General features: G+C 64.8%; 14 protein-coding genes. 7 read left to right on the top strand and 7 right to left on the bottom strand.

The genetic code is table 11. From position 1 onward, the window contains the following. Positions 1-485 precede the first annotated feature (485 nt). Entirely contained in the window at positions 486-1,388 is a 903-nt protein-coding gene (locus HK108_RS01880; RefSeq protein WP_139466951.1) for a hypothetical protein, read from the top strand. Here HK108_RS01880 and HK108_RS01875 read toward each other — a convergent pair. Then, positions 1,365-3,404 carry an ATP-dependent DNA helicase UvrD2 gene (locus HK108_RS01875; RefSeq protein WP_181270437.1) on the bottom strand — a complete coding sequence of 680 codons (2,040 nt, stop codon included), beginning with the start codon at positions 3,402-3,404 and terminating at the stop codon, positions 1,365-1,367. The genes HK108_RS01880 and HK108_RS01875 overlap by 24 nt on opposite strands. Continuing rightward, entirely contained in the window at positions 3,401-4,378 is a 978-nt protein-coding gene (gene nudC, locus HK108_RS01870; RefSeq protein ID WP_139466949.1) for an NAD(+) diphosphatase, read from the bottom strand. The genes HK108_RS01875 and nudC overlap by 4 nt, the downstream gene beginning before the upstream one ends. A 137-nt stretch (positions 4,379-4,515) precedes the next feature. Here nudC and HK108_RS01865 point away from each other — a divergent pair, with 137 nt between their 5' ends. Further along, positions 4,516-5,742, top strand: a complete 1,227-nt coding sequence (locus HK108_RS01865; protein ID WP_229663904.1) for a protein kinase family protein — start codon at positions 4,516-4,518, stop codon at positions 5,740-5,742. Positions 5,743-5,744: 2 nt separating this feature from the next. Here HK108_RS01865 and HK108_RS01860 read toward each other — a convergent pair whose 3' ends face one another. After that, complete coding sequence (locus HK108_RS01860) at positions 5,745-8,924, bottom strand: ATP-dependent helicase (RefSeq protein ID WP_181270436.1); 3,180 nt, start codon at positions 8,922-8,924, stop codon at positions 5,745-5,747. After that, entirely contained in the window at positions 8,924-12,244 is a 3,321-nt protein-coding gene (locus HK108_RS01855; RefSeq protein ID WP_181270435.1) for a PD-(D/E)XK nuclease family protein, read from the bottom strand. Before HK108_RS01855 ends, HK108_RS01860 begins: the two co-directional genes overlap by 1 nt. A 115-nt stretch (positions 12,245-12,359) precedes the next feature. Between HK108_RS01855 and HK108_RS01850 the strand changes: the two genes are divergently transcribed. Both HK108_RS01850 and HK108_RS01845 read left to right on the top strand, forming a co-directional pair. Beyond that, on the top strand, positions 12,360-12,953 hold the full coding sequence (locus HK108_RS01850; protein WP_253903686.1) for a TetR/AcrR family transcriptional regulator: 594 nt from the start codon (positions 12,360-12,362) through the stop codon (positions 12,951-12,953). A gap of 120 nt (positions 12,954-13,073) precedes the next feature. After that, a complete protein-coding gene (locus tag HK108_RS01845) occupies positions 13,074-13,295 on the top strand; it encodes a DUF3107 domain-containing protein (protein WP_173153838.1) in 222 nt (73 codons plus the stop codon). A gap of 158 nt (positions 13,296-13,453) precedes the next feature. On the opposite strand, the gene HK108_RS01840 is transcribed toward HK108_RS01845, so the two are convergent. Then, entirely contained in the window at positions 13,454-14,086 is a 633-nt protein-coding gene (locus HK108_RS01840; protein WP_039210607.1) for a ferritin-like fold-containing protein, read from the bottom strand. 60 nt (positions 14,087-14,146) lie between these two features. On the opposite strand from HK108_RS01840, the gene HK108_RS01835 reads away from it, so the two are divergent. Further along, positions 14,147-15,679: a DEAD/DEAH box helicase gene (locus HK108_RS01835; protein WP_181270434.1), complete on the top strand. Its 1,533-nt coding sequence runs from the start codon at positions 14,147-14,149 to the stop codon at positions 15,677-15,679. Between the two features lie 227 nt (positions 15,680-15,906). Here HK108_RS01835 and HK108_RS01830 read toward each other — a convergent pair whose 3' ends face one another. Then, a complete protein-coding gene (locus HK108_RS01830; protein WP_139466944.1) occupies positions 15,907-16,764 on the bottom strand; it encodes a PHP domain-containing protein in 858 nt (285 codons plus the stop codon). Between the two features lie 78 nt (positions 16,765-16,842). On the opposite strand from HK108_RS01830, the gene HK108_RS01825 reads away from it, so the two are divergent. Together HK108_RS01825 and HK108_RS01820 are read left to right on the top strand one after the other, a co-directional pair. Further along, positions 16,843-18,369 carry an aminopeptidase P family protein gene (locus HK108_RS01825; RefSeq protein WP_181270433.1) on the top strand — a complete coding sequence of 509 codons (1,527 nt, stop codon included), beginning with the start codon at positions 16,843-16,845 and terminating at the stop codon, positions 18,367-18,369. Further along, positions 18,369-19,460 (top strand): P1 family peptidase, encoded by a 1,092-nt coding sequence (locus HK108_RS01820; RefSeq protein ID WP_181270432.1) that lies wholly within the window; start codon positions 18,369-18,371, stop codon positions 19,458-19,460. The genes HK108_RS01825 and HK108_RS01820 overlap by 1 nt, the downstream gene beginning before the upstream one ends. A 110-nt stretch (positions 19,461-19,570) precedes the next feature. Here HK108_RS01820 and HK108_RS01815 read toward each other — a convergent pair whose 3' ends face one another. Continuing rightward, a complete protein-coding gene (locus tag HK108_RS01815) occupies positions 19,571-21,496 on the bottom strand; it encodes a calcineurin-like phosphoesterase C-terminal domain-containing protein (RefSeq protein WP_181270431.1) in 1,926 nt (641 codons plus the stop codon). Between the last annotated feature and the right edge of the window lie 92 nt (positions 21,497-21,588).

Genomic DNA, 21,588 nt, shown 5'->3' with positions numbered 1-21,588 from the left:
AGCCTTCGGAGTTTGTGAGTTTCCTGAGTCTGCCGAAAAGTTGAGGTCGAATCCCCCGTCCACAGCCGCCTCCGAGAACGCAGTCCCCGCAGAACGGGAGCTGATCCGACCCGGGAGCGTGTTTATCAACAGTCATATCGACACTCAAGGCGCCTTTCCTCCACAGACTCCACGGCGATTCCCACAGGTTATCCACAGGCTGTTGACGTGTCTGTGCATGACGGTGCATTGACGCGGAGGCTTTTGCGGAATAAGTTCTATGCTTGACCCCGGAAAACCCGAGGATGCGTGCGGAAGGGGAAGCCGCACGAGTCCTCGCGAGCGCCTGGGGCACTATGCGGCTGAGGGCATGCCGGGACGCGCTTCCCGGCCTGTCCTCAGCCGTTTTTCCACAGGATTATCCACAACTTCTCTCCTGCCGTGGCCATTCCGGCTCTCGTTCACTACTGTGGAAGTCTCCACGATGGCGAGGCGAAGGGGCCGAGATGTTCAGAATCTTTCCGAGTGTTCCCATCACATGGCGTTCGTCCTCGTGCATCCAGTTCGGCGCAGATGATCCTGTGCTCATCGATGGGCTGCTGCTCGGTGACGCCAGTCTCATCGAAGATCTCCGTCTCGGCATCGGCTCGGCTCAGTTCTATTCACGCGCTCAGGAACTCGGGGTCGACCTCAGCAGGGCGAGCTCCCTCATCACCCTCCTCGGCGAGGCAGGTGTCCTCATCCCGGCCGACGCGGACGGCGGCGCCGTACCGAAGGGGTCCCCGGTCTTCGCCGCGGCGCGCATATTCAATCTGTCGCCGGATCGGGTCTCCCAGGTCCTCAGGTCCCGGCCCGTGCTGGTCACGGGTCCATTGCGCTCCCATGTCGAAGGGCAGCTGGCGGCTCTCGGATTCGCCGTCGCCGCGGCTCGCCGTGTCGAGGAGCTCGATCTCATGGCTTCACCGGTGGTGGTCACGAGTTCTCACCTGGTTCCGGACCTCAATTCCGCCATGTGGCTCAGTGATCGCGAAGTCGACCACTGTCAGGTCGTCCTCGGTGAGCAGTCTGTGGAGATCACGGGACTCATCCGGCCCGGTTCGACACCGTGCTCTGTGTGTTCCTGCCTGCACCGGAAGGACAGCGATGCCGGTTGGCTCGATCAGCATCCGCGTCTGCGTGCCCTGCCGGAGCGTGAGAGCCTCAGCGATCCCGCCGCACGCATCCTCGGTTCGGCGCATGTTGTTCAGATGCTTCGTCAGGCGCTGCTGCGCCCCGAAACAGCACCGATCCGACGCGTGGTCACCTTGGATGCCGGCGAGGTCACGGATAGTGGAATGACCTTCCACGATCGCTGCCAGTGTCGCACGCCGGTCCCGGATTTCGGGTCAGTCGCCGAGCAGACCCAGTAGGTGAGTTCCGTAGAGTTCGAGCTTCGTCGCACCGATGCCGGGGACCCGCGCAAGTTCGTCGAGGGTGCGGGGACGGACCTCCGCGATGACTGACAGCGAGGTGTCCGTGAGAACGAGGTACGGCGGCAGTCCCTGCTCCATTCCGATGCGCACCCGCCAGCGTCGCAGACGGTCCAGCAGCTCGAGATCGATGTCGGCAGGACAGTCCGCACATCGTCCGAGTGCACGGTCGAGGTGCGAGACCAATGCCCTCCCGCAGCCGCGGCAGCGGTTGAGCGCCGCAGAGTTCGACGCTGTGCGGCCATCTCCCATCGTCGGTCCCGACTGCCCGAGTTCGGCGAGGAAGCGTGATGACCTCCGCGGTCTCTGTTTGGAGTCGAACCGGGCCAGCGACCAGCTCATCCGCAGGTCTGTGCCTGCACGCGTCAGCGCCACGTAGAACAGGCGACGTTCCTCAGCGATGGCTCGAGGCGTCTGGGCATAGCTGATGGGCAGCAGACCTTCGCTGAGACCCACCAGGTGCACACTGTCCCATTCCAGGCCCTTCGCCGCGTGGAAGGAAGCCAGAGTGACGCCTTCGATGTCCGGGGCGAACTGGTGCTCGGCACGATCCGACAGGTCGCTGAGGAAGACCTCCATCGGCACAGGGAGTTCCTGACCGTGCTGATGCTCCTCGGCGAGGTCGACGAGGGCTTTGAGCGATTCCCAACGCTGTCTGCCGGCTCCGGCGGCCGGCGGCTCTCGGGTGAATCCGAGAGAGCCGAGAACCTCTGTCACGGCTTCGGTCAGACGCTGTCCGCTCGAGGTCGCGCGTGCGGCCTTGAGCATGAGAACGGCCTCCTTGACCTCTTTGCGCGCGAAGAAGCGCTCTCCGCCGCGCAGCACATAGGGAATCCCGGCTGCGGCCAGAGCCTGTTCGTAGGAGGGACTCTGTCCGTTCGTGCGGAAGAGGACTGCGATGTTGCGCGGACGACGTCCGGCCTGGATCTCTGCCGAGATAGCCTGGACGACCCCGGTGGCCTCGGCCTCGTCGGTCGGATACTCCACCATGCGCGGCAGGCGGCCCATCGGGTTGTCGGTCCGCAAGGTCAGCGCGGTCCGAGAGGTGTGTCGCAGCAGATTGTTCGCGGTGGACACGATGGCCTGGGACGACCGGTAGTTGCGCACCAGGCGGATCGTTCTGGCCTCGGGCATCGACGTGCTGAGCGAACCGAGCAGGCTCGCATCGGCTCCCGCGAAGGTATAGATGGTCTGAGCGGGATCGCCGACGACGCAGAGATTGTCACGGGGGCCCAGCCACCGGGAGAGAACATCGTATTGGAGCGGCGAGACGTCTTGGAACTCGTCGACGACGAAGTGCCTGTACTGTTCGCGGATCTCGGCTGCGATCGCCGGATACTCGGCCAGAACTCCCGAGAGCACGAGGAGCACATCATCGAAATCGAGCAGCCGTCCCCGTGTCTTCGCCTCCCCGTAGGCTTCGAAGATCCGCACCATATCGTCGACGCTCAGCTGACCGGGGAGGTCCCAGGCCGCTGCCTTCGTCGCATAGTCGTCGACGCCGAGCAGGGACGAGGCCGCGAACTCGATCTCCGACGCGACGTCTCTGGTCAGTTCCCGACTGGTCTCCAACCCGAGGCTCTGCATGACCGAGCCGATGATGCCCGCCTTGTTCTCGATGATCCGCGGAAAGTCTCCTTCGGCGAACCGGTCCCAGAAGAACCGCAGCTGACGCAGCGCTGCGGAGTGGAACGTACGGGCTTGGACCGCGGGGACTCCGAGTCCGCGCAGGCGTGAGCGCATCTCCCCCGCCGCCTTGGCGGTGAATGTCAGCGCGAGGACATGGTTGGCAGGGAACACATCCGACGCAATTCCAAAGGCGATCCGGTGCGTCATGGCGCGGGTCTTACCGGTGCCGGCACCCGCGAGGACGATCACCGGTGAGTCGAAATGGGTGGCGACGGCGCGCTGTTCCTCGTCCAAGGCCTCGAGCAGGGCCGTGGCCGAAGCATTCATGCGTTGTCCAACCAGCTGTACAGGAGCTGACCGGCGATGGAGATCGTCGATGGAGCGCGCACCTCGCCGTTCGCAATGGCAGCGCGCAGCTCCGCCCGGGTGAACCAGCGCAGCGAGGCGATCTCAGCCTCGTCGGCGGCGAAGTCTCGGCTGGGAGCGACGGCCGAGAAGCCGAGCATGAGCGAACAGGGAAACGGCCACGGCTGAGAGCCCAGATACCGAGGTTCGGTGACTTCGAGATGAGCTTCTTCCCAGATCTCGCGGATCACCGCGTGTTCGAGTGTCTCACCCGGTTCGACGAATCCGGCCAGGAGCGAATACCGGTCGGATTCCCAGGCGGCGTTGTTGCCCAACAGGACACGTTCGACTCCGTCGTCATCGGTGTTGACGATGACGACGATGACTGCCGGATCGGTGCGGGGAAAGTGTTCGCTTCCGGTCACCGGATCGCGGCGGACCCATCCGCCCATGATCGGAGTGGTAGGTGCGCCGGTGCGCGGGGAGAACAGGTGTGCACGATGCCAGTTTCCCAAACCGACGATCTCGCAGGCCAGGGATACCTGCACATCGTCAAGGGCTTCGGCGAGATGACGCAGGGTCAGCCAGACGGGTTCGGAACTGTCGATCCCCTCTCCCGGAGCGGTCAGCAGATCGGTGGCGTCCCGGGCGCGAGAGGCGTCCAATCGGGAATCGACGTGGCTGCGACCGTCGTCGTCCAAGGACACTCCGATATAGCGGGTGCCCTGTGGGTCTCGGCCGAGGTAGACCTCCGTCTGGCCCTCCGGCACAGCTTCGCGGTCGGTCAGGAAGAGCCCGCCGCCGGCGACGAGCAGCGATCCGCGATGTTCGAGGACGGCGAGGGCCCCTGAGGCCCAGATCTCGCTGAGGTCTCCGTCGTGGCCCCGAGTCAGATGGTCCCGATCGATTCCGTGTCGGGCGAGGCTGATCGGCTGCACTGGAGGCAATGGCTTCATGCCCTCCACGATATCTCAGCGTCCTGACACTCAGACCGTGGCCGTGAATGCCTGACCGGACCCGAATGTCCCCTCGGCAGACACGCTCGACGGCGAGTCCCGTGTCTCAGTCGAACCCAGACGGTAGATTGGGGAAGGTGGATACCAAGGCGCTCAAGTTGACTGCGATCGCGGCGACGATGCTCGACGGCTTCGTCCCGACGACATGGACACCCCTGCCGCCGCTGGATGCCGGAGTCAGAGTCCTGCTCGGCGATGACGATCAGCAGCTCGTCGCAACGGCTCAGACCCAGCTCGATCGGACCGCGGACATCGGCTCAGCAGCCGAGGCGGGACGAATCTACGAGTCCATGTATCCACACGCTGACTTCGTATGGCCGCGCCTGCGGGCCATCACCGAGGTGGACGCCGACTACTTCGACACGTCGTCCCCGACGACTGTGACACTAGCCGATCCGCTGCCGGGTGCGCCGCTGGGCGATGTGCCCATCTCCGACACTGCGCGGGCCAGTTCGCTGGCCCAGGCTCTGGCGACTCTGCATTCGGCTGCGCCCGAGCCCGTCGCCGATGCCGGTTTCCCGGTGGAGGATCCCTCTCGATCACAGTTCCTCATCCTTGAGCGCCTCGACCAGGCGGCGAGCACCGGACGAGTCCCGTCGTCTCTGCTGCAGCATTGGGAGGAGGAATTCGAGAAGGTGGCGCTCTGGCATTTCCTTGCCACGCCCATCCACGGTTCTCTCGATGAGACGAGCGTCTATACCGATCAGGAGCGAGTGCTCGCACTCGCCGAGATCGGTCGTCTGCGCGTCGCCGATCCGGCCATCGATCTGGCGGCGGCCTCCGCGCTGATCGATCCTGCCGCCCTGCCGACCTTCTACGAGGAGTACCGCAATTCCCGGCCCCGCGCCGACGAGCATGTCATTGCCCGCGCCGAGCTGTTGGCCGAATTCGCAGTGCTCGACTGGCTGCTCGAGGCGGTCGACTCCGGGGATGAAACCGCCGTCGAGGATGCCGCCGGGCTCCTCAGCTCGTTCAATGAGGTCCTGTTCGGTTCCTCCGCCGATGCAGCCGCCTCCACTGAGGAACCGACTTCTGAGTCCGCGATCGAACCTGCAGACGGTGGAGACACTCGCGGAGCGGCCCCGAATTCCTCTGCCCCGGCAGCGGCCGATGCTCCCGACGTGGAAGCCGCGATCACGGAGACCGCAGCCCCCGATGTGTTCATTCCCGGAGCTCAGCCTCCGTCGGCGCCCTCGGAAGACGATTCGGAGTTCGACTCCGAGCCGGGATCGCAGGTGCGGACCGAGCCGACTCGGGACGCCGACGAAACTGATGACGGGGAAGAGACCGGCCGGATCCGCTGATCTCAGCCCATGTCGTTGTCTTCCAGCCATTCGACGACTTCGGCCTCATCAGGCAGATCTGTGAACTGCACGATGTCGTCACTGCCGACGAAGTAGAACGTCCCCGTCACCTCGGCGATCTCCGGATGCACCCTGAGAATCGCGAACCGGTAGAGCGCCAGCTGCCATTTCATCACTTCGAGCACTGCCGCATCGGGTTTCTTCGAGGTCTTCCAATCCACAACTTCGGCATGATCCCCGGTGATGAAGACCGCATCGATCTTCCCCGGCACCCGGAATCTGCCGAGGACGAGTTCGAAGGACATCTCCACATGGTCGGCCCGACGCGTCGCGAACTCGGAGGCTGAGAATGTCTCCTGCAGCCGTTGGACCGTCGCGGCGTCGATCGGTCTCACTGATTCGTCTTCGCCGATTTCGATGCTCGACTGGCCGAAGTGCTGTTCCACCCAGGAATGGAAGGTCGTTCCGATCTCGGCCGCCCGGCTGGGCGGAGCCGGGATCGGACGCAGGGTCTGCGTACGGAAACCCTGCGGGTCCCTCCTCCATGCGACCAGCGCCGTTGCCGACAGACGGTCGGGCATGGCCGCAGCGGACACCGCTTCGGGCCGGTCACCGATGCGCAGGGCCTGAGCGGCGAAGCGCCCGATCGTTCCCGGATTATCGGCCAAGGACTCCAAGCTGACGTCCGGGCTCGCTTCGACCCAACCGGCGGCTCGCTGTGCGGCGGCGACCTGCTTCGTGCGCGGCACCGGCCATGGAGTGGTCTCGATGCGGTCCTCCGCCGTGTCGTCGGCAGGTTCCGGAATCTCCACTTCGAGGCCCAAGGCTTCGATCGCTTCGGTGAGGAAGGGCGAGGGGTCGTCGGGAACCGCGCGCGAACCCATCAGTTCCGCCCCGAGCCACAGATGCCTCTTCGCACGAGTGAACGCCACGTAGGCGAGGCGTCGCTCCTCCCCCTCGTGCGCGTCGGCGATCCGTGGACGGATGAAGTCTCCGATCCACTCATCCAGGGCCTTCTTCGTCTCGAATTCGGCCTCCCGCAGGTCGAAGTCGACGAGGTGTGCGCGGTCACCGCGCAACGGGTACGGCAGAGCCGTGCGATCCATCCACCCTTCCTTGTCCCGCGGCTCGGTGGGAAAGTCCTTGACCACCAGAGACGGAACGGCGACGGCGTCGAACTCCAGACCCTTCGAGGCATGGACGGTCATGATGTTGATCGCATCGGCTGCCGTCGTCGGCTCGGCGACGCTCAGCGCATCATGAGCTTCCATGAGACTGAGCCAGGAAAGGAAGCCTGTAATCGAGGGTTTGTCATCGGTGGCCGAGTACTGGCTGGCCGCGGAGAGGAAAGCGTCGACGGAGGCTCTGTGCAGATTGCGCAGCGAATCGCCGAGGCCCCAGATATCCGAATCGATTCCGGTCTCGGACATCGCGGTGCGGATGATCGAAGCCACGGTGCCGGTTCCCGACCGGGTGGCCCGCAGCGCGCGAGCCAACCGGACCAGACGATGCAGCGCCTCCGAGCTCAGACCGGACCGCTGATAGTCGGCGATGAGTCCCCTGTCAGCAGCTGTCCGCGCTCCTTGGTCGAGGACGCGCCGCACTTCGATGAGCTCATCGATGCCTTCGACGATCGTCGCCTGGTCGATAGCTTCGGCGATCACCTCCTCGGCGGCCGGTTCGGTTCGCTCGGACGCTCGCCGCTCGGTCTGACGGCGAGTGAAGGCCTGCAGCCCCGCGATGTCGCCTGCGCCGAGGCCGAGCATGCGTCCGCTGACGAGCCTCATGATCTCGTCGCCGGCCATAGGATCGACCGCAGCGGTGAGCACCGCGCGCAGATCTGCGACGAAGGGATCGGTCAGCAGCCCGGAGGAACCGTGCACGTGTACAGCGAATCCGGCGGCTTCCAGCGCCGCCGCGACCGGCGCGAAGTGGGCACGTTTGCGGCACAGCACGGCCTTCGACGAACCTGCGGGGATCGTGTGGAACCAATCCGTGAGTGCGCGCAGGCCCGTGGTGAGGAAATCGGGATCGTGGGCACCCGAGCTGATTTCGACACAGACTTCGCCCTCACCGGCATCATCGCGGGCCGACAGCGGAGACTCGCTGCTGTCAGCGAGTCCGGCGGCGATGCGGTTGGCCACCTGCAGGATCGAGCGGTCGTTGCGCCAGCTTGTGCTCAGCGACAGTGATTCGACGTCCCGGAAGTCCGATGAGAAACGCACCATGTTGTCGGCGCTGGCGCCGCGCCAACCGTAGATGGCCTGGCGGGGATCACCGACTGCGGTCACTGCGGTGGAGTGGAAGAGGTCGCGCAAGAGCTTCAGCTGAGCCACCGAGGTGTCTTGGAACTCGTCGAGGAGGACGATCTTCCACCTGGCTCTCTCGGCCTCGGCCGCGGCGGGCACCTCGTCGAGGATGCGTTGGGCGAATCGCACCTGGTCGGAGAAGTCCATGGCCAGATTGCGCCGTTTCGCGCGCATATAGGCATCAGCCAGTCGGGCCGTTCGGATCTTCGCTTCGAGCTTTGCCCGTCGTCCACTGGGATCGACGGGCTTGCCCTTGCTGGACACCAGGGCAGCCAGGCACTGCTCAAGATAGTCCGTGACGTCGTCGACATCACGACCGTGATCATTCATCTGCCCTGCCAGGGCGATGACATCGGCGATCATCGTCTCGCGGGAGAAATCGCCGGGGATCTCGTCGGGTGGCGTCGAATCGATGAGAGTCCCGGCGATGGTGTGTGCCGCGGCGTCATCGAGGAGGACAGTTTCGGGTTCGATGCCGATGCTCACCCCGTGTTCGCTGACGATGGACGCGGCATAGGAGTTGTATGTGGACACGGTCGGATTGTCGAGACCGGGCAGTGAAAGGTCCTGACCCCGGCCGAGGTTGTGCCGCAGACGCGACAGAAGCACTCGGATGCGTCCGCCGAGTTCTCCGACTGCTTTGCGGGTGAAGGTCAGGCCGAGGATCTCTTCGGGAGAGACGAATTCGTTGGCGACCAGCCACACCACACGCTGGGAGATGACTGTGGTCTTTCCCGATCCGGCCCCGGCGGTGACTTTCATCGACTGTGCCGGGTCGGCCTCGATGATCACCTTCTGCTCCGGGCTCGGAGGGAAGGCCTGGGCAGGGTCGGCAGCCGTGAGCTCGGCAAGCCGCTCGGCGGTGAAGCGCATCAGTTCTCCTCCAACATCTTCGGGCCGATCGCCGGGCACGATGATCGGACGGGGCACGACTTGCACTTCTGCGGGTCGACCCGTGCAGGGAAGCTCGCGGCACGCATCCTGCCGGACACGTCGTCGATGAGTTCACGAGCCCAGTCGGGGTTCTCATCGACGTCGAGCGCCGACTGCTCCCGAACAGTGCGAGCCGACTTGCGCAGGAAGACGAGTTCAGCGCCGAAAGCGTGTGCATCGAGCTCCTGGTCCTCACCGATCCTGATGGTCCCGGAATTGATGGCTTCCTGATACACACCCAGCTGTGCATGCCGGTCCATCTCCTTGCCGGCGACGACGTTCCTGCCGGTCTTGAAGTCGACGATGCGCAGTCCGCCCTCGACCTCCTCGACTCGGTCGAGGCGTCCGGTGACCTTCCACTCACGTCCGTTCGAGTCGACACCGACCGCATAGACCTGTGCTTCGACTCCGACGAGGCGGCCCGGAGTCTTCTTGATGTAGTCGCCGAGCCGGTCGGCCATGGTCATCGCCACATCGAATTCCCGTTCCCGTTCCCATTCTGCGTCGAATTCCAAGGACGCGAACTCAGTTTCCACGAAGCTGCGGATCGCGGAGGTGGGGCCCTCCGGATAGTTCTCGGCGGCGGCGTGGATGATGGTTCCGAGACTTTGGGCTGTCGACATCGGGCGGTCACCACCGTTGTGGGTGAGGAACCACCGCAGAGAGCAGTCGGTGAATGCTTCGACCTGGGAGGGTGAGACGCGAACCGTATCGGAGTCGGTGAAGAGCGGCTCATTCGTGGTGATGTCCTCAGCCTCGCGCCACTGCGTCGGTGACCCCACCGCCCCGCCACCAGCTGAGAGCGCCCGCATCAGCGCCGCCCATGACCGCGTGTCCGCGTCCGGAATCGCAGAGCTTTCGGCGCTTTCGGTCGTGGTGGCGTCCACAAGCGTCGACGATGGCCCCGCAGCTTCGACATCGGCCGCGGCAGCCGTTTGCAGCAGATGAGCGCGGGCATGTGCTGCCATCTCCGGTACCGTCAGCGGAGGCAGCTCATCCTCGTGGGTGATCGCATAGCCGTCGGCCGCCTCGGTGCCCTTGGCGGAGCCAGCGGCGAGCACATCGAAGAACGGAGACGGCTCGGTCTCCGCATCGGTGACGGCGGTGACGATCACGCGTTCCTGCGCACGGCTGAGCGCGGTGAAGAACAGCTCGCCCTCTTCACGCAGATTCGTCCGTTTCGCATGCGCGTGGTAACCGGGGTCGCCGGTGACCGTCTCACCCGTGGCGAGCACCGCCGTGAGGTCGGTGAGGCCGAGGATTCCGCCGCGCAGCTTCGGGTTCGGCCAGACGCCTTCGTTGACTTCGGCGATGATCACCAGAGGCACACGCACATGGGCCAGTGAGGACGGGGTGCCCACCAGCACGTGGTCGGCGAATCCTGCGGTATCGGCCAGGGAATCCTGGGCGATGTCCTGTTCGGCGACGATGCCGGCGAACGAGCGAGCGGTGAAACCGCCGCGGTCGGCGATCTTCTCGGCCAGCGCGAACAGCCGGAGCACCGAATCGAGATAGCCGTTGGTCACCGATTCCGGGTCGCGCAGGGCTTCGATCTGCCATTTCTCAGCGACTCCGGCCGCGTCCCAGATGCTCCAGAGCGCTTGGTGGGGGTCGGTGGTGCCGACCTCAGCAGCGGCGTGGAGCATCCGTGAGATCGTGGCCAGTCCCTGTGGGGACGAATCGTCGATCGGGCTGCGCAGTGCCTGAGCCAGCGACGCCGTGCTGCTGGACGCCGGGAACTGTCTGCGCACTGCTCGCCGGAATCGGCGGATCTGCACGGGGTCGAGGCGGACGTAGATGCTGCCGGCCAGGGACAGAGCGAGGTCGGCGATCGACTCGTCATCGTCGAAATCAGGGGCGGCCGAAAGCAGGTCCAACAACGGTGCGGTCGCGGGGTCGACATTGAGCGGCTGCATGAGAGTGGCGATCGAGACCCCTGAGGCTCTCAGCTCATTGGCGATCGCGCGAGCACTCGACGAATTGCGGCAGATGAGTGCGACATCGGACCAGCTGTGCCCCTGTTCGACGAAGTTCGTGATCCGACGGGCCAGATATCGGTGTCCGGACGCACTGCCCTCGAATACGTGCGTCTCCACGGCAGGCTCGGACGACACGGGAGACAGCTCTTCAACCGGTGACGCTGTCGGAGCTGATTCCGGCACGGTCACCGACGCCTCAGCGGAAGCCGCAGAATCAACAGCATCCTCGAGGGGACGTGGGCGCGGCATATGACCGGTCGACCAGCGCGTGGTGATCCTGGCTCCGAATCCGTCGATGGTCGTCGCCAATGCAGGGTCGACATCCCACTGACGATCGAGCACGACCGTTTCGAAGCCGGCCTCGGCCGTCGCCCGATCGATGATCGACGCGTCGGCTCCGTGGAAACGTCCGGTCACCGTCTCGGGCGAGCCGAACAGAGCGATGGCACTCCCCCTGGCCCGCAGCTGTTCGAGGATTCCCCAACTGGCGGCAGGGAAGTCCTGGACCCCGTCGGCCAGAACCACTGTGGGCAATCGGTCGGGGGCGAACGTCCACGAACGTCCAGCCGTCACCTCGGCAGGTTCGCGGAGGATCTCGAAAGCGGCAAGGGCGAGAACGGTCGCGGAATCGACGCCCCCGTAGCCGGGCATGGACATGATGCCCAGATATTCGTCGAGGATCTCAGCCACGGCCTGCCACCGAGGGTCGGGGTTGTCGGCAAGGGCACGATCCAGGGCGCTGCGACCGAAGTCGAACACGTGTTCTGCGTTCTCCGGCGACGTGTCGGGCGTGCGCATTCCGAAATCGAACTCCATCACTCGGTTGAGCGCGTCGCGGACCTCGGTTCGGAAGGCCGAGGTCGAGCGCACCTCGGCGGTGATCTCCGACGGCCACGCCGGGCCACGGGAACGACCGAGTTCGTGTCCGGCGAGGAGATCGGCGAGGAACACATCCTGATCGGCACCGGAGATGAATTCGAGATCCTCCCCGGTCCGCGTCGTATGTGCGGCACGGGCGATCCCGTACGCGAACGACGCCAGACTGCGGGCCGGGGCGGAGGAGAGAACCGCGTCAGCGGGCAGCTCGAGACGATTGCGCAGCACATCGGCGTGATCACGGTCGGGTGTGAGAACGAGGACCGAGGCGGGGTCGATCGTCGACACCAGCTGTGCATAGAGCGACTCGAGCAGAGTCGTCTTCCCTGTTCCCGGCCGCCCGATGATATTCAGGCAGCCGCCCGAGAGCAGGGTGCTGCCCATCCGCTGCGTCATCTCATCCATACTCGTATTCCATCACGGCCCGCTGACATGAGACTTCCGAGCCCCTGACCGGCGCGTCGTCAAAGTGACAGCGCGGATGCCCGGTGCACAGCCTGACTTCGCGTAGCATTGAAGAATGTCGAGTCCACAACAGAGATTGCCCCGTGACCAGCGCCGCGACCAATTAGTGGGAGTCGCACGCTCCGTTTTCGCCACCCGTGGATATCGGACGACCTCAATGGACATGATCGCCGAGGCAGCCGGTGTGTCCAAGCCTGTTCTCTATCAGCACTTCGATTCGAAGCAGGACCTCTACCTGGCACTCATCGATTCCTCGGCGGCGCTGCTCGACTCTCGGCTCGCCGAAGCTCTGGGATCGACGACAGATCCGCATGAGCAGGTCCACGCGACCTATCGCGCGTATTTCGACTTCGTGGTCTCACACCGCGAAGAGTTCGTCATCATCTTCAATTCGGACGTCTACGAGCCGAAAGCCGAACAGAAGCTGCGCGCGCTGCGGGAGAGTTCGGCGACACGGGTCGTGTCGGCGCTGAAGAACTTCGCCCGCCTCAGCGACGATGAGGCACAGCTGCTGTGCCGGGCTCTCATCGGCACCGCCGAGGTCGTCGTCAAGCAGATCGACTCTCAACGCGGTGTCGACGTCGACACAGCTGTCGAACTGCTCACCCAGATGAGCTGGGGCGGACTGCGGTCGTTCGCAGATCGCTGACGTTCCACCGGCCGCTCAGCCTTCAGCAGAATCCATGGGGAAGAAACCCAAGTCTGCGGACGTTAAGCTGAACACAGTCCAATCCGTCATCGATCACCGAGCATCGGCACAAGGAGCACCATGGAAATCAAGATCGGCGTCAAGCAGACTCAGCGCGAGATCACCCTCGAAACGGACGAGGATGCGAAGGCTCTCGCCGCCCGCATCGAAGAGAAGATCCAGTCCGATGGGCTGCTGACCTTCACCGATACGAAGGGCCGTCAGGTCTACGTCCCCTCCGCTTCGCTCGGCTACCTCGAAATCGGTGCCGAGACTTCACGTCGCGTAGGCTTCAGCGCCTGAGCTGCGCCTGAGCGGAAGGGCCCCGGTCGCAACGACTGGGGCCCTTTTCGCGTTCGCGGCGGAACCGTGCGTCCCTCGCAGGATCGCGAGTCCGTCGCAGGTTCGTGCTGCAGACGCGGAATCGTGCTCCGCTGCCGGTGCAAGCGCCTATAGTGTGATCAGGCGACGAGACCGAGCGCCGACATCCGCTTCGAGTGATTCGACGTCACCGCCGGGATCAGCTCGACGACGAGATCTTCGTCGAGGCCGAGGAACGGATCGGTGAGCAGACTGCGTGCCCGTCCCAGGGTCTCGGCGACGAGCTTGCGGCCCCACAGGGCCAGCCGCGAGGCCAGCTGTGTGTCGACAGCCACTTCGGAGGTCAGACGATTGCGCGCATATTCGCTGGCACGTGTATCATCGAGAATTGCAATAGCCAGGCTGTATCCGGGCTCCGCGAGTTCGTCCACCGCCGTGCGGTAGAAATCATTCATGATTCCGTCGAAGACGAATCCCTTCATGAGGCTTTCGTACCAGTCGCGAGGACGAGTCCTTTCAGCCAGAGTGCTGAAGGTCGGTTCGAAATGCTGACAGAGCTCGATCACATCCTGGCCCATCTGATCGATGTGCTGTGAGAGCTGTTCGAAGTTCGCGAATGACTGAGAGGCCAGCCGCGCCAGGATGACCTTGTCATCCAGATCCGCTGCGGTCGTCGCGTTTGTGGCCATACGTTCGAAACCGGTCAGCTCGCCGAACGCCAGAAGTGCGAGCGTTGCAGCATCATTACCGGCCAATGGGACAGAATCGGGCATAGTTCAAGACTACCGGTTCGCACCATGACAAGCGCGTACGCGCTAAAAGGAGTTTGGAATATGGCGGAGACAGAAGCGGATTTCGCGGAGCTGGGAGTCGCCGGACCGATCGTGGCCTCACTGGCCTCGGCAGGAATCACCCACCCCTTCCCCATTCAGGCACTGACACTGCCCGTGGCACTGTCGGGAGCCGACATCATCGGGCAGGCGAAGACGGGCACCGGAAAGACCCTGGGATTCGGAATCCCCCTGCTCCAGCGTGTCGTCGGCAAAACCGAGGACTCGTCGGTCACCTCCGACCCCGATTCGACTCCCGACAGCGTGGGCGATGCCAAGGAGCCGCGGCTGCCGCAGGCCCTCGTGGTCGTTCCCACCCGTGAGCTGGCCAAGCAGGTCGCGGCCGATCTCGTCACCGCCTCGGTGCAGCGTGACATCGACATCATGACCATCTACGGCGGCATGGACTTCGATCCGCAGATCAACCGGCTCAAATCCGGCGTCGACGTCGTCGTCGGCACCCCCGGCCGCCTCCTCGATCTCTATGGTCGCAAGATCCTCAAGCTCCACCGCGTCCGCACCGTCGTCCTTGACGAAGCCGATGAGATGCTCGACCTCGGCTTCCTGCCCGACGTCGAGAAGATCATCAACGCGGTGCCCGCCCACCGCCAGACGATGCTGTTCTCCGCCACCATGCCGGGTGCGGTCATCACCCTCGCCCGCCGCTACATGAACCAGCCCACCCACATCCGCGCCCAGGACCATGAGGACCTGTCGCTGACGGGCAAGAACACCACGCAGTTCGTCTACCGCGCCCATTCGATGGACAAATCCGAGCTCGTCGCCCGCATGCTCCAGGCCGAGGGCCGTGGTCGCACGATCATCTTCACCCGCACCAAGCGCACCGCCGACAAGCTCGCAGCCGAACTCGAGGATCGCGGTTTCGCAGTCAAGGCGCTCCACGGCGATCTCGGTCAGTCACAGCGTGAGAAGGCTCTGAAGTCCTTCCGCGACGGAAAGGTCGACGTGCTCGTGGCCACGGATGTCGCGGCCCGCGGAATCGACATCGACGATGTCACCCATGTCGTGAACTACCAGTGCCCCGAGGACGAGAAGACCTACGTCCATCGCATCGGACGCACCGGTCGAGCCGGCAACTCCGGTGTCGCCATGACCCTGGTCGACTGGGATGACATGCCCCGCTGGCGTCTCATCAACAAGGCCCTCGGCCTCGACTTCGATGAACCCGCCGAAACCTATTCGACCTCGCCCCACTTCTTCTCCGAGCTCGGCATCCCGAAGGGCACCAAGGGCCGACTGCCGCGCCAGCACCCCGAAAGCGAGGACGAGAAGTCCTCCGGTGAGCGCCAGGCCCGTGAGTCTGATCGTCGCGGTTCCGGCCGTGGCCGTTCGGATTCTCGCCAAGGCGGCTCATCCGACCGTCGTGACGCCACGTCCGCATCCGGCGAGGAGAGCCGCAAACCGCGCCGCCAGCGCAGCCGTCGCCGCACCCGCGGCGGCAAGCCGGTCAACCGCGCGCAGGGCGGCCAGGCGGGTCAGGGCGGTCACCCGGCCACCGACTCCAGCGAGGACTGACCTCTCCGCTGGCGAGACCTATTCTCCGTACCGTCTGCACGAAGGGCCCCGACCACTCGGCGGGGCCCTTCGTGCATCCTGCATTCGATTCGAGCCCTGATCCCGTTCGATTCTGTGACCGATGATGTTCGCACGCTTCATCATCCATCACGCGCATGCGCTGCGTCCGCCGAATCCTCGGCCGATCTCAACCGCCGGATGAAGGCTGGCGCAGATCGGAGCCGGGCTCAGCCCTGGATGTAGTCGACGCCCCCCGGCCGTGATGCCGCACGCTCGAGCAGCTTCGCGAGCATATGGTCGGAGGTGACGTGCTCGCCGAGGCGGTTGGGTTTGCCCGTGCCGTGATAGTCGCTGGAGCCGGTGACGATGAGGTCGTGCTCATGCGCCAGACGTCGCATCGCCTCTCGCTCCTGCGGAGGGTTGTCCCTATGGTCGACCTCGAGTCCGTCGAGACCGGCGGCGATGAATTCGGTCATCGCCGAATCGGGCACGACCCGACCGCGCATGGCCGCGCGCGGATGGGCGAAGACCGAGACTCCCCCGGCCTCCCGAATCAGCCCGATCGCGGTGATCGGATCGATCGTCGGCAGGGACACATGATATTTTCCCTGGCTGGACAGAATCGACGAGAACGCTTCGGTGCGGGACTCGACGACGCCGGCCGCGACCAGCGCATCGGCGATATGCGGACGTCCGATCGTGGCGTCCTCTCCCGAGACGGAGAGCACCGCATCCATGTCGATCGGATAGTCTTCGGCCAATCGTTCGATGATGAGGTGGGTGCGATCGAGTCTCGCCCGCCTGGTCTCCTGCACGACCTCGGCCAGCCCCGTATCGTATGGGTCGTGGAGGTAGGAGAGCAGGTGCACGCTGATCCCCTCGTAGCGGCAGGAGATCTCCATTCCCCTCACCAGGCCGAGCCCGTAGACGCGGGCGGCATCTTCGGCAAGGGTCCAACCTGCAGTGGTGTCGTGATCGGTGAGTCCGACGACGTCGATGCCCTCCATCGAGGCTTCTGAGATGAGTTCGGACGGGGTCTGGGTCCCGTCCGAAAATGCGGTGTGCACGTGGAGATCGATGACCATGGTCACAGTCTATCTGCATCTGTCGTTCCGACTTCCACGTGTACACACCATGTCACTCCGCCCGTCTAGACTGGCGGCATGACAGAGCACAACTCAGATACCCCAGACTCGACTCAGGACCTCGCAGACCGCGTCAACAACCGCTCGCATCGCCCGAATTCCGCCGCCTTCCGCGACTTCGTCGCCTCCGGTTGGGATCGCACTCCCCTCAACGCCGAGGCTCTCGCCGCCGCCGGTTTCACCCCTGCCCGTCGGGACGCGGTCTCGGCGGCATTCCCCGGCGAACGGCTGGTCGTTCCCGCCGGCGGACTCAAGGTCCGCTCGAACGACACCGATTATCGCTTCCGCGCTCATTCCGCGTTCATCCACCTCACGGGTCTGGAAACCGACTCCGAACCCGACGCCGTGCTCGTCTTCGAACCCGAGGGCGACGGCCACGATGTGACGCTGTACTTCCGTCCCCGCGCCGGAGCCGATACGGAGGAGTTCTTCTCCGATTCCCGCTACGGAGAGTACTGGGTCGGACCGCGTGCCGATCTCGAAGCGATGTCCACCATGACCGGCATCGCAACTGAGAGCTCCGCCACTGTCGATGACGCCATCACGAAGGATCTCGGGGCCATCTCCGTGCGCCTCGTCCGACAGGCCGACGCCCGCATCGACGGAGTCATCGACCTGGCTCGCAGCCAGGTCCAGGCCGATCTCGAGACATCCGAGGCAGGCGACGCCGAACTGGCCCAGCTGCTCTCCGAGCTGCGCCTGATCAAGGACGACCACGAGATCGCGCAGCTGCGCGAAGCCGTCGCCATCACCCGCGCCGGTTTCGACAACGTGGTGGCAGCGCTGCCGAAGGCACTCGGACACCGTCGTGGTGAGCGTGTCGTCGAGACCGCGTTCGAGACCGCCGCTCGCTCCGACGGCAACGGGATCGGCTACGACACGATCGCCGCCTCGGGCAACAATGCCTGCACCCTGCACTGGATCCGCAATGACGGTCAGGTCCGGGACGGTGACCTCATCCTCGTCGATGCCGGAGCCGAAGCCGATTCGCTCTACACCGCGGACATCACCCGCACCCTGCCCGTTTCGGGCACCTTCACTCCGGTGCAGGCGAAGATCTACGATGCCGTGCTCGATGCCTCCGATGCCGCGTTCGCTGTGGCCGCAGATCACCCCAACCGTCCTGTGAAGTTCCGTGAGGTCCACGAGGCGGCCATGGAGGTCATCGCGAAGCGTCTCGAAGAGTTCGGTGTGCTGCCGGTCTCCGCTGCCGTTTCGCTGTCACCGGAAGGACAGCAGCACCGTCGGTGGATGGTCCACGGCACCAGTCATCACCTCGGCCTCGACGTCCATGATTGTGCGCAGGCGAGAGCGGAGATGTACTTGGACGCGACCATCGAACCGGGAATGGTCTTCACCATCGAACCCGGACTGTACTTCAAGTCAGACGACCTGCTCCTGCCCGAGGAGTTCCGCGGTAACGGTGTCCGCATCGAGGACGACGTCCTCGTCACCGCCGACGGAGTGGAGAATCTCTCGGCCGACTTCCCCCGCACCCGCGCCGAGATCGAGGCCTGGGTGCAGAGCCGAGCCCAGGACCGCTGATGACCTCGGATACCGCACGCGGTTCGGGCTCCGAGGCACGACCCGGCCCGTTCCGCGGGCGCGGAGTCCTCGAGATCCCCGGTATCCGCCTCGGCCATGCCGGTGAGTTCACCGACAGCCGGCTGACCGGGATCACCACCGTGCTGCCACCGATCGGTTCGACCATCGGCGTCGATGTCCGCGGGGGCGGTCCCGCCACCCGTGAGACCGATGTCATCGCAACGGGAACACATTCCTATGGTGCCGATGCCATCGTCCTCACCGGCGGATCCGCATTCGGGCTGGGTGCCGTCTCCGGAGTCGTCGATACCCTCGCCGAGGCGGGGCTCGGATTCCCTGCTCCCGGACTTGCCGATGCGGTCATTCCGCTCGTTCCCGCCGCCGCGATCTTCGACCTCGGCCGCGGAAACGGTTCCGAGGCACCGCCGAGACCGGATGAAGGCGCCGAGGCGACACGAGCGGCGCTGTCCGGACGGACGGACGACGTCCGAGGCAGCATCGGGGCAGGCATCGGAGCCCGGTCCGGATTCCAGAGTGTGCGCGGAGGGCTCGGATCCTATGCCGTCCGGCTGCCCAGCGGAACCATGGTCGCGGCGCTCGTCGTGGCGAATTCGCTGGGAACGATCGGCACACCGTCGGGCGGTCTGTGGTTGGACCCGCTGCTGCGCTCGATCGGCCTCGATCTGCCGAAGGTGCTGAGTCTCCCCGACTCGGCAGCGCCGGTCCCGGGGACTGCTGCGAAGAACACGACGATTGCGATCGTCGCAACCGATGCACGCCTCGACTCGGCGCAAACCACGCGGATGGCATCGGGTGCGCACGCGGGCATCTCCCGAGCTGTGCGGCCCTCGCACACCCTCTTCGACGGCGACACGGTCTTCGGCATCGCCACCGGAGCGCAGGATCTGCCCTCCGATCGTGACGCCGCCACCCGAGAGCTCGTGATGATCTCCGCGGCGGCGGCCGATGCGCTGAGCTTGGCGATCCTCGACGCCCACGCTTCGGCGACACCCGTCGACAGCTCGTGGGGGCAGCCGCCGACGCTGAGCGAGATCGCACCGGATTTCACCTCGGAGTTCAACGCTCTCTGATCACGGAGACGGGGCCCGCCGTTCGGCGGGCCCCGCTCCTCTCAGTTCTCCGCAGCTTCCAAGCGCCATCATCCGACAGCCGCACGAAGCTGCAGCTCCTTCTTCAGCTGTCAGTCGTTGCGAGCCGACTGAGCCTCTTCGGAGTCGAGACCCTTCGGGTCTCGGACTTCCTTCTTCTGCTGAGCATCGAAGCCATCCTGACGCAGCAGCTTCTGCGATTCGGTCTTCGCGGCGGCCTCATCCTCGACCACGGTGAACCGGACCGACTCGGTGAAGTCACGACCGTAGCGGTCGGTTCCGGTCACCTCGGCGGTGTGGGTGCCCAGGTCGAGGTTCGAGGGGATCTCGGTCCGCCACAGGTGCGAGCTCGACTGGCCCACATTGCCGGAGGTGCGCAGATTCTGAGATGCCGTGTACGGATCGGTGTACTCCCAGCCCTTGGCCAGAGCTTCGCCCTTGCCCGGCTGAGTGTGCTCAGACCGCTTCGGTGCTTTGCCGTCGAAGCTGACCTCCACTCGTGCGTCCGAGGTGCCGGCGAGGAAGCTCGAGGTCAGCCAGGTCTCGCCCTGCTTGAGGTCCTCGCGGGTGACGACGCGTTCGGAGATCTCCTTCGGAGCGGTGCCCTTCTTGTCCGCGTCCTGCCAGTCCTGGGCTTTCTGCGCCCAGTCGCGCCACTCGGGCGAGTTCACGCCGAGCAGCAGCTGGTGGTCGTCGGATTCGTTGCGCACGGTGTAGCGTTCGCTGCGCGAAGCACCGTCGTATTCGAGGGTGAGCACGCCCGGTTCCGAAGCGTCCTGAGTGAATGAGTACGGCAGCCCGTCGGCGTTGAGGCCGCCGGAGTACCAGTCGCCGGAGACGGCACCGGCGACGATCTGCGTGTTCGGCAGCTTCTCGATCCCGGCTGCAGCCCATTCCTTCCTCGTCTCGCCTGCGACGAGGTTCTCCTGAGTGTGAGTGTGTCCGCCGACGGTCACGGCGTTCGGGTAGTCGGAGATGACGTCGTAGAAGTCCTTCGCGTTGTCGACGACGACCTCTTTGTGCGTGAGAATGGGCGCGTGGGTGGCGACGACGACCTGTGCGTTCTTCGGCACGTTCTTCAGATCGTTCTCCAGCCAAGTCAGTTGATCCTGACTGATCTTCTCCTTGTACTTCTTCTTGTTCGCCTTGCCCTCGTATTCGATGCTGTCGAGGACGACGAAGTGGGTTTTGCCGACGTCGTAGGAGAAGTAAGAGGGTCCGAACTGGTCACGGAAGGTGTCGAGGGCGTGAGCGTCGTCGACCGCGTCGTAGTCCTGGTCATGGTTGCCCGGGGCCACGCGCACGGGTCCGTTCATCTGGGAGTAGATATCGCGCAGTTCATCGTTGAGACTGAGGTCGTCACCGACGTTGTCCCCGAGCAGCAGCACTCCGCAGGCCCCATAATCACTGCGATCGGCAAGGTCACCGACGGCTCCGTCGCGGGCGTAGCCCATCTCTGTCTTGTCATAGGCCTGGGTGTCGGAGGCGATCGGGCAGTTCTGCTCGCCCTTTGCCGAGGCCTTCGACTCAACCATCGGGAAGTTCACGGCCTTCGGCGTGTCCCCTGTCGGTTCGATGCCGCCGTATTCGAGATCACCGGACCCTTCGGGCAGATGGTTGTAGCTGAACTGTGCGACCTTGTCCTCATCGACGGGAACCTGCCAGCCGGACGGCTGAGTGATGGAAACGGTCATGTTGTCCCGCACGGGCAGCTCGTAGCGGCCCTCGCCGTCGGTCTGGACGACGTCGACGCCGTTGGACACCGCGACTCCGGCCACTCCCTTCTCGTCGCCGTCGAGCTTCGAGTTCTCGTTCACGTCATCGAAGACCTGACCGGTGAACTTCTTCGGGTCGGCGGCCTTGCCGCGGTCGACCTGGACGTGGCCCTCGTAGAGTTCAGCCGGTGCGTCCGCGGCCGTCGCCGAGGTCGGCGAGAGAAGCGGAGCGAAGAGCGAGAGCGCGGCACAGGCTCCCAGGCCTGCGGCAGCGGTGCGCGGGCGGATTCGTCGTGTCTGCATGGATTTCTCCTGTATTCGACTATGGCGGGTTCTGCCGAGAAATGACCCTAGGGAGACGGGGCGACATCGAGATGAAGCAGACAGGACGGCTT

Source organism: Brevibacterium sediminis, from assembly GCF_013623905.1.
In the GTDB taxonomy this organism is placed as follows: Bacteria; Actinomycetota; Actinomycetes; order Actinomycetales; family Brevibacteriaceae; genus Brevibacterium; species Brevibacterium sediminis.
This window is presented reverse-complemented; position numbering and strand designations above follow the sequence as displayed.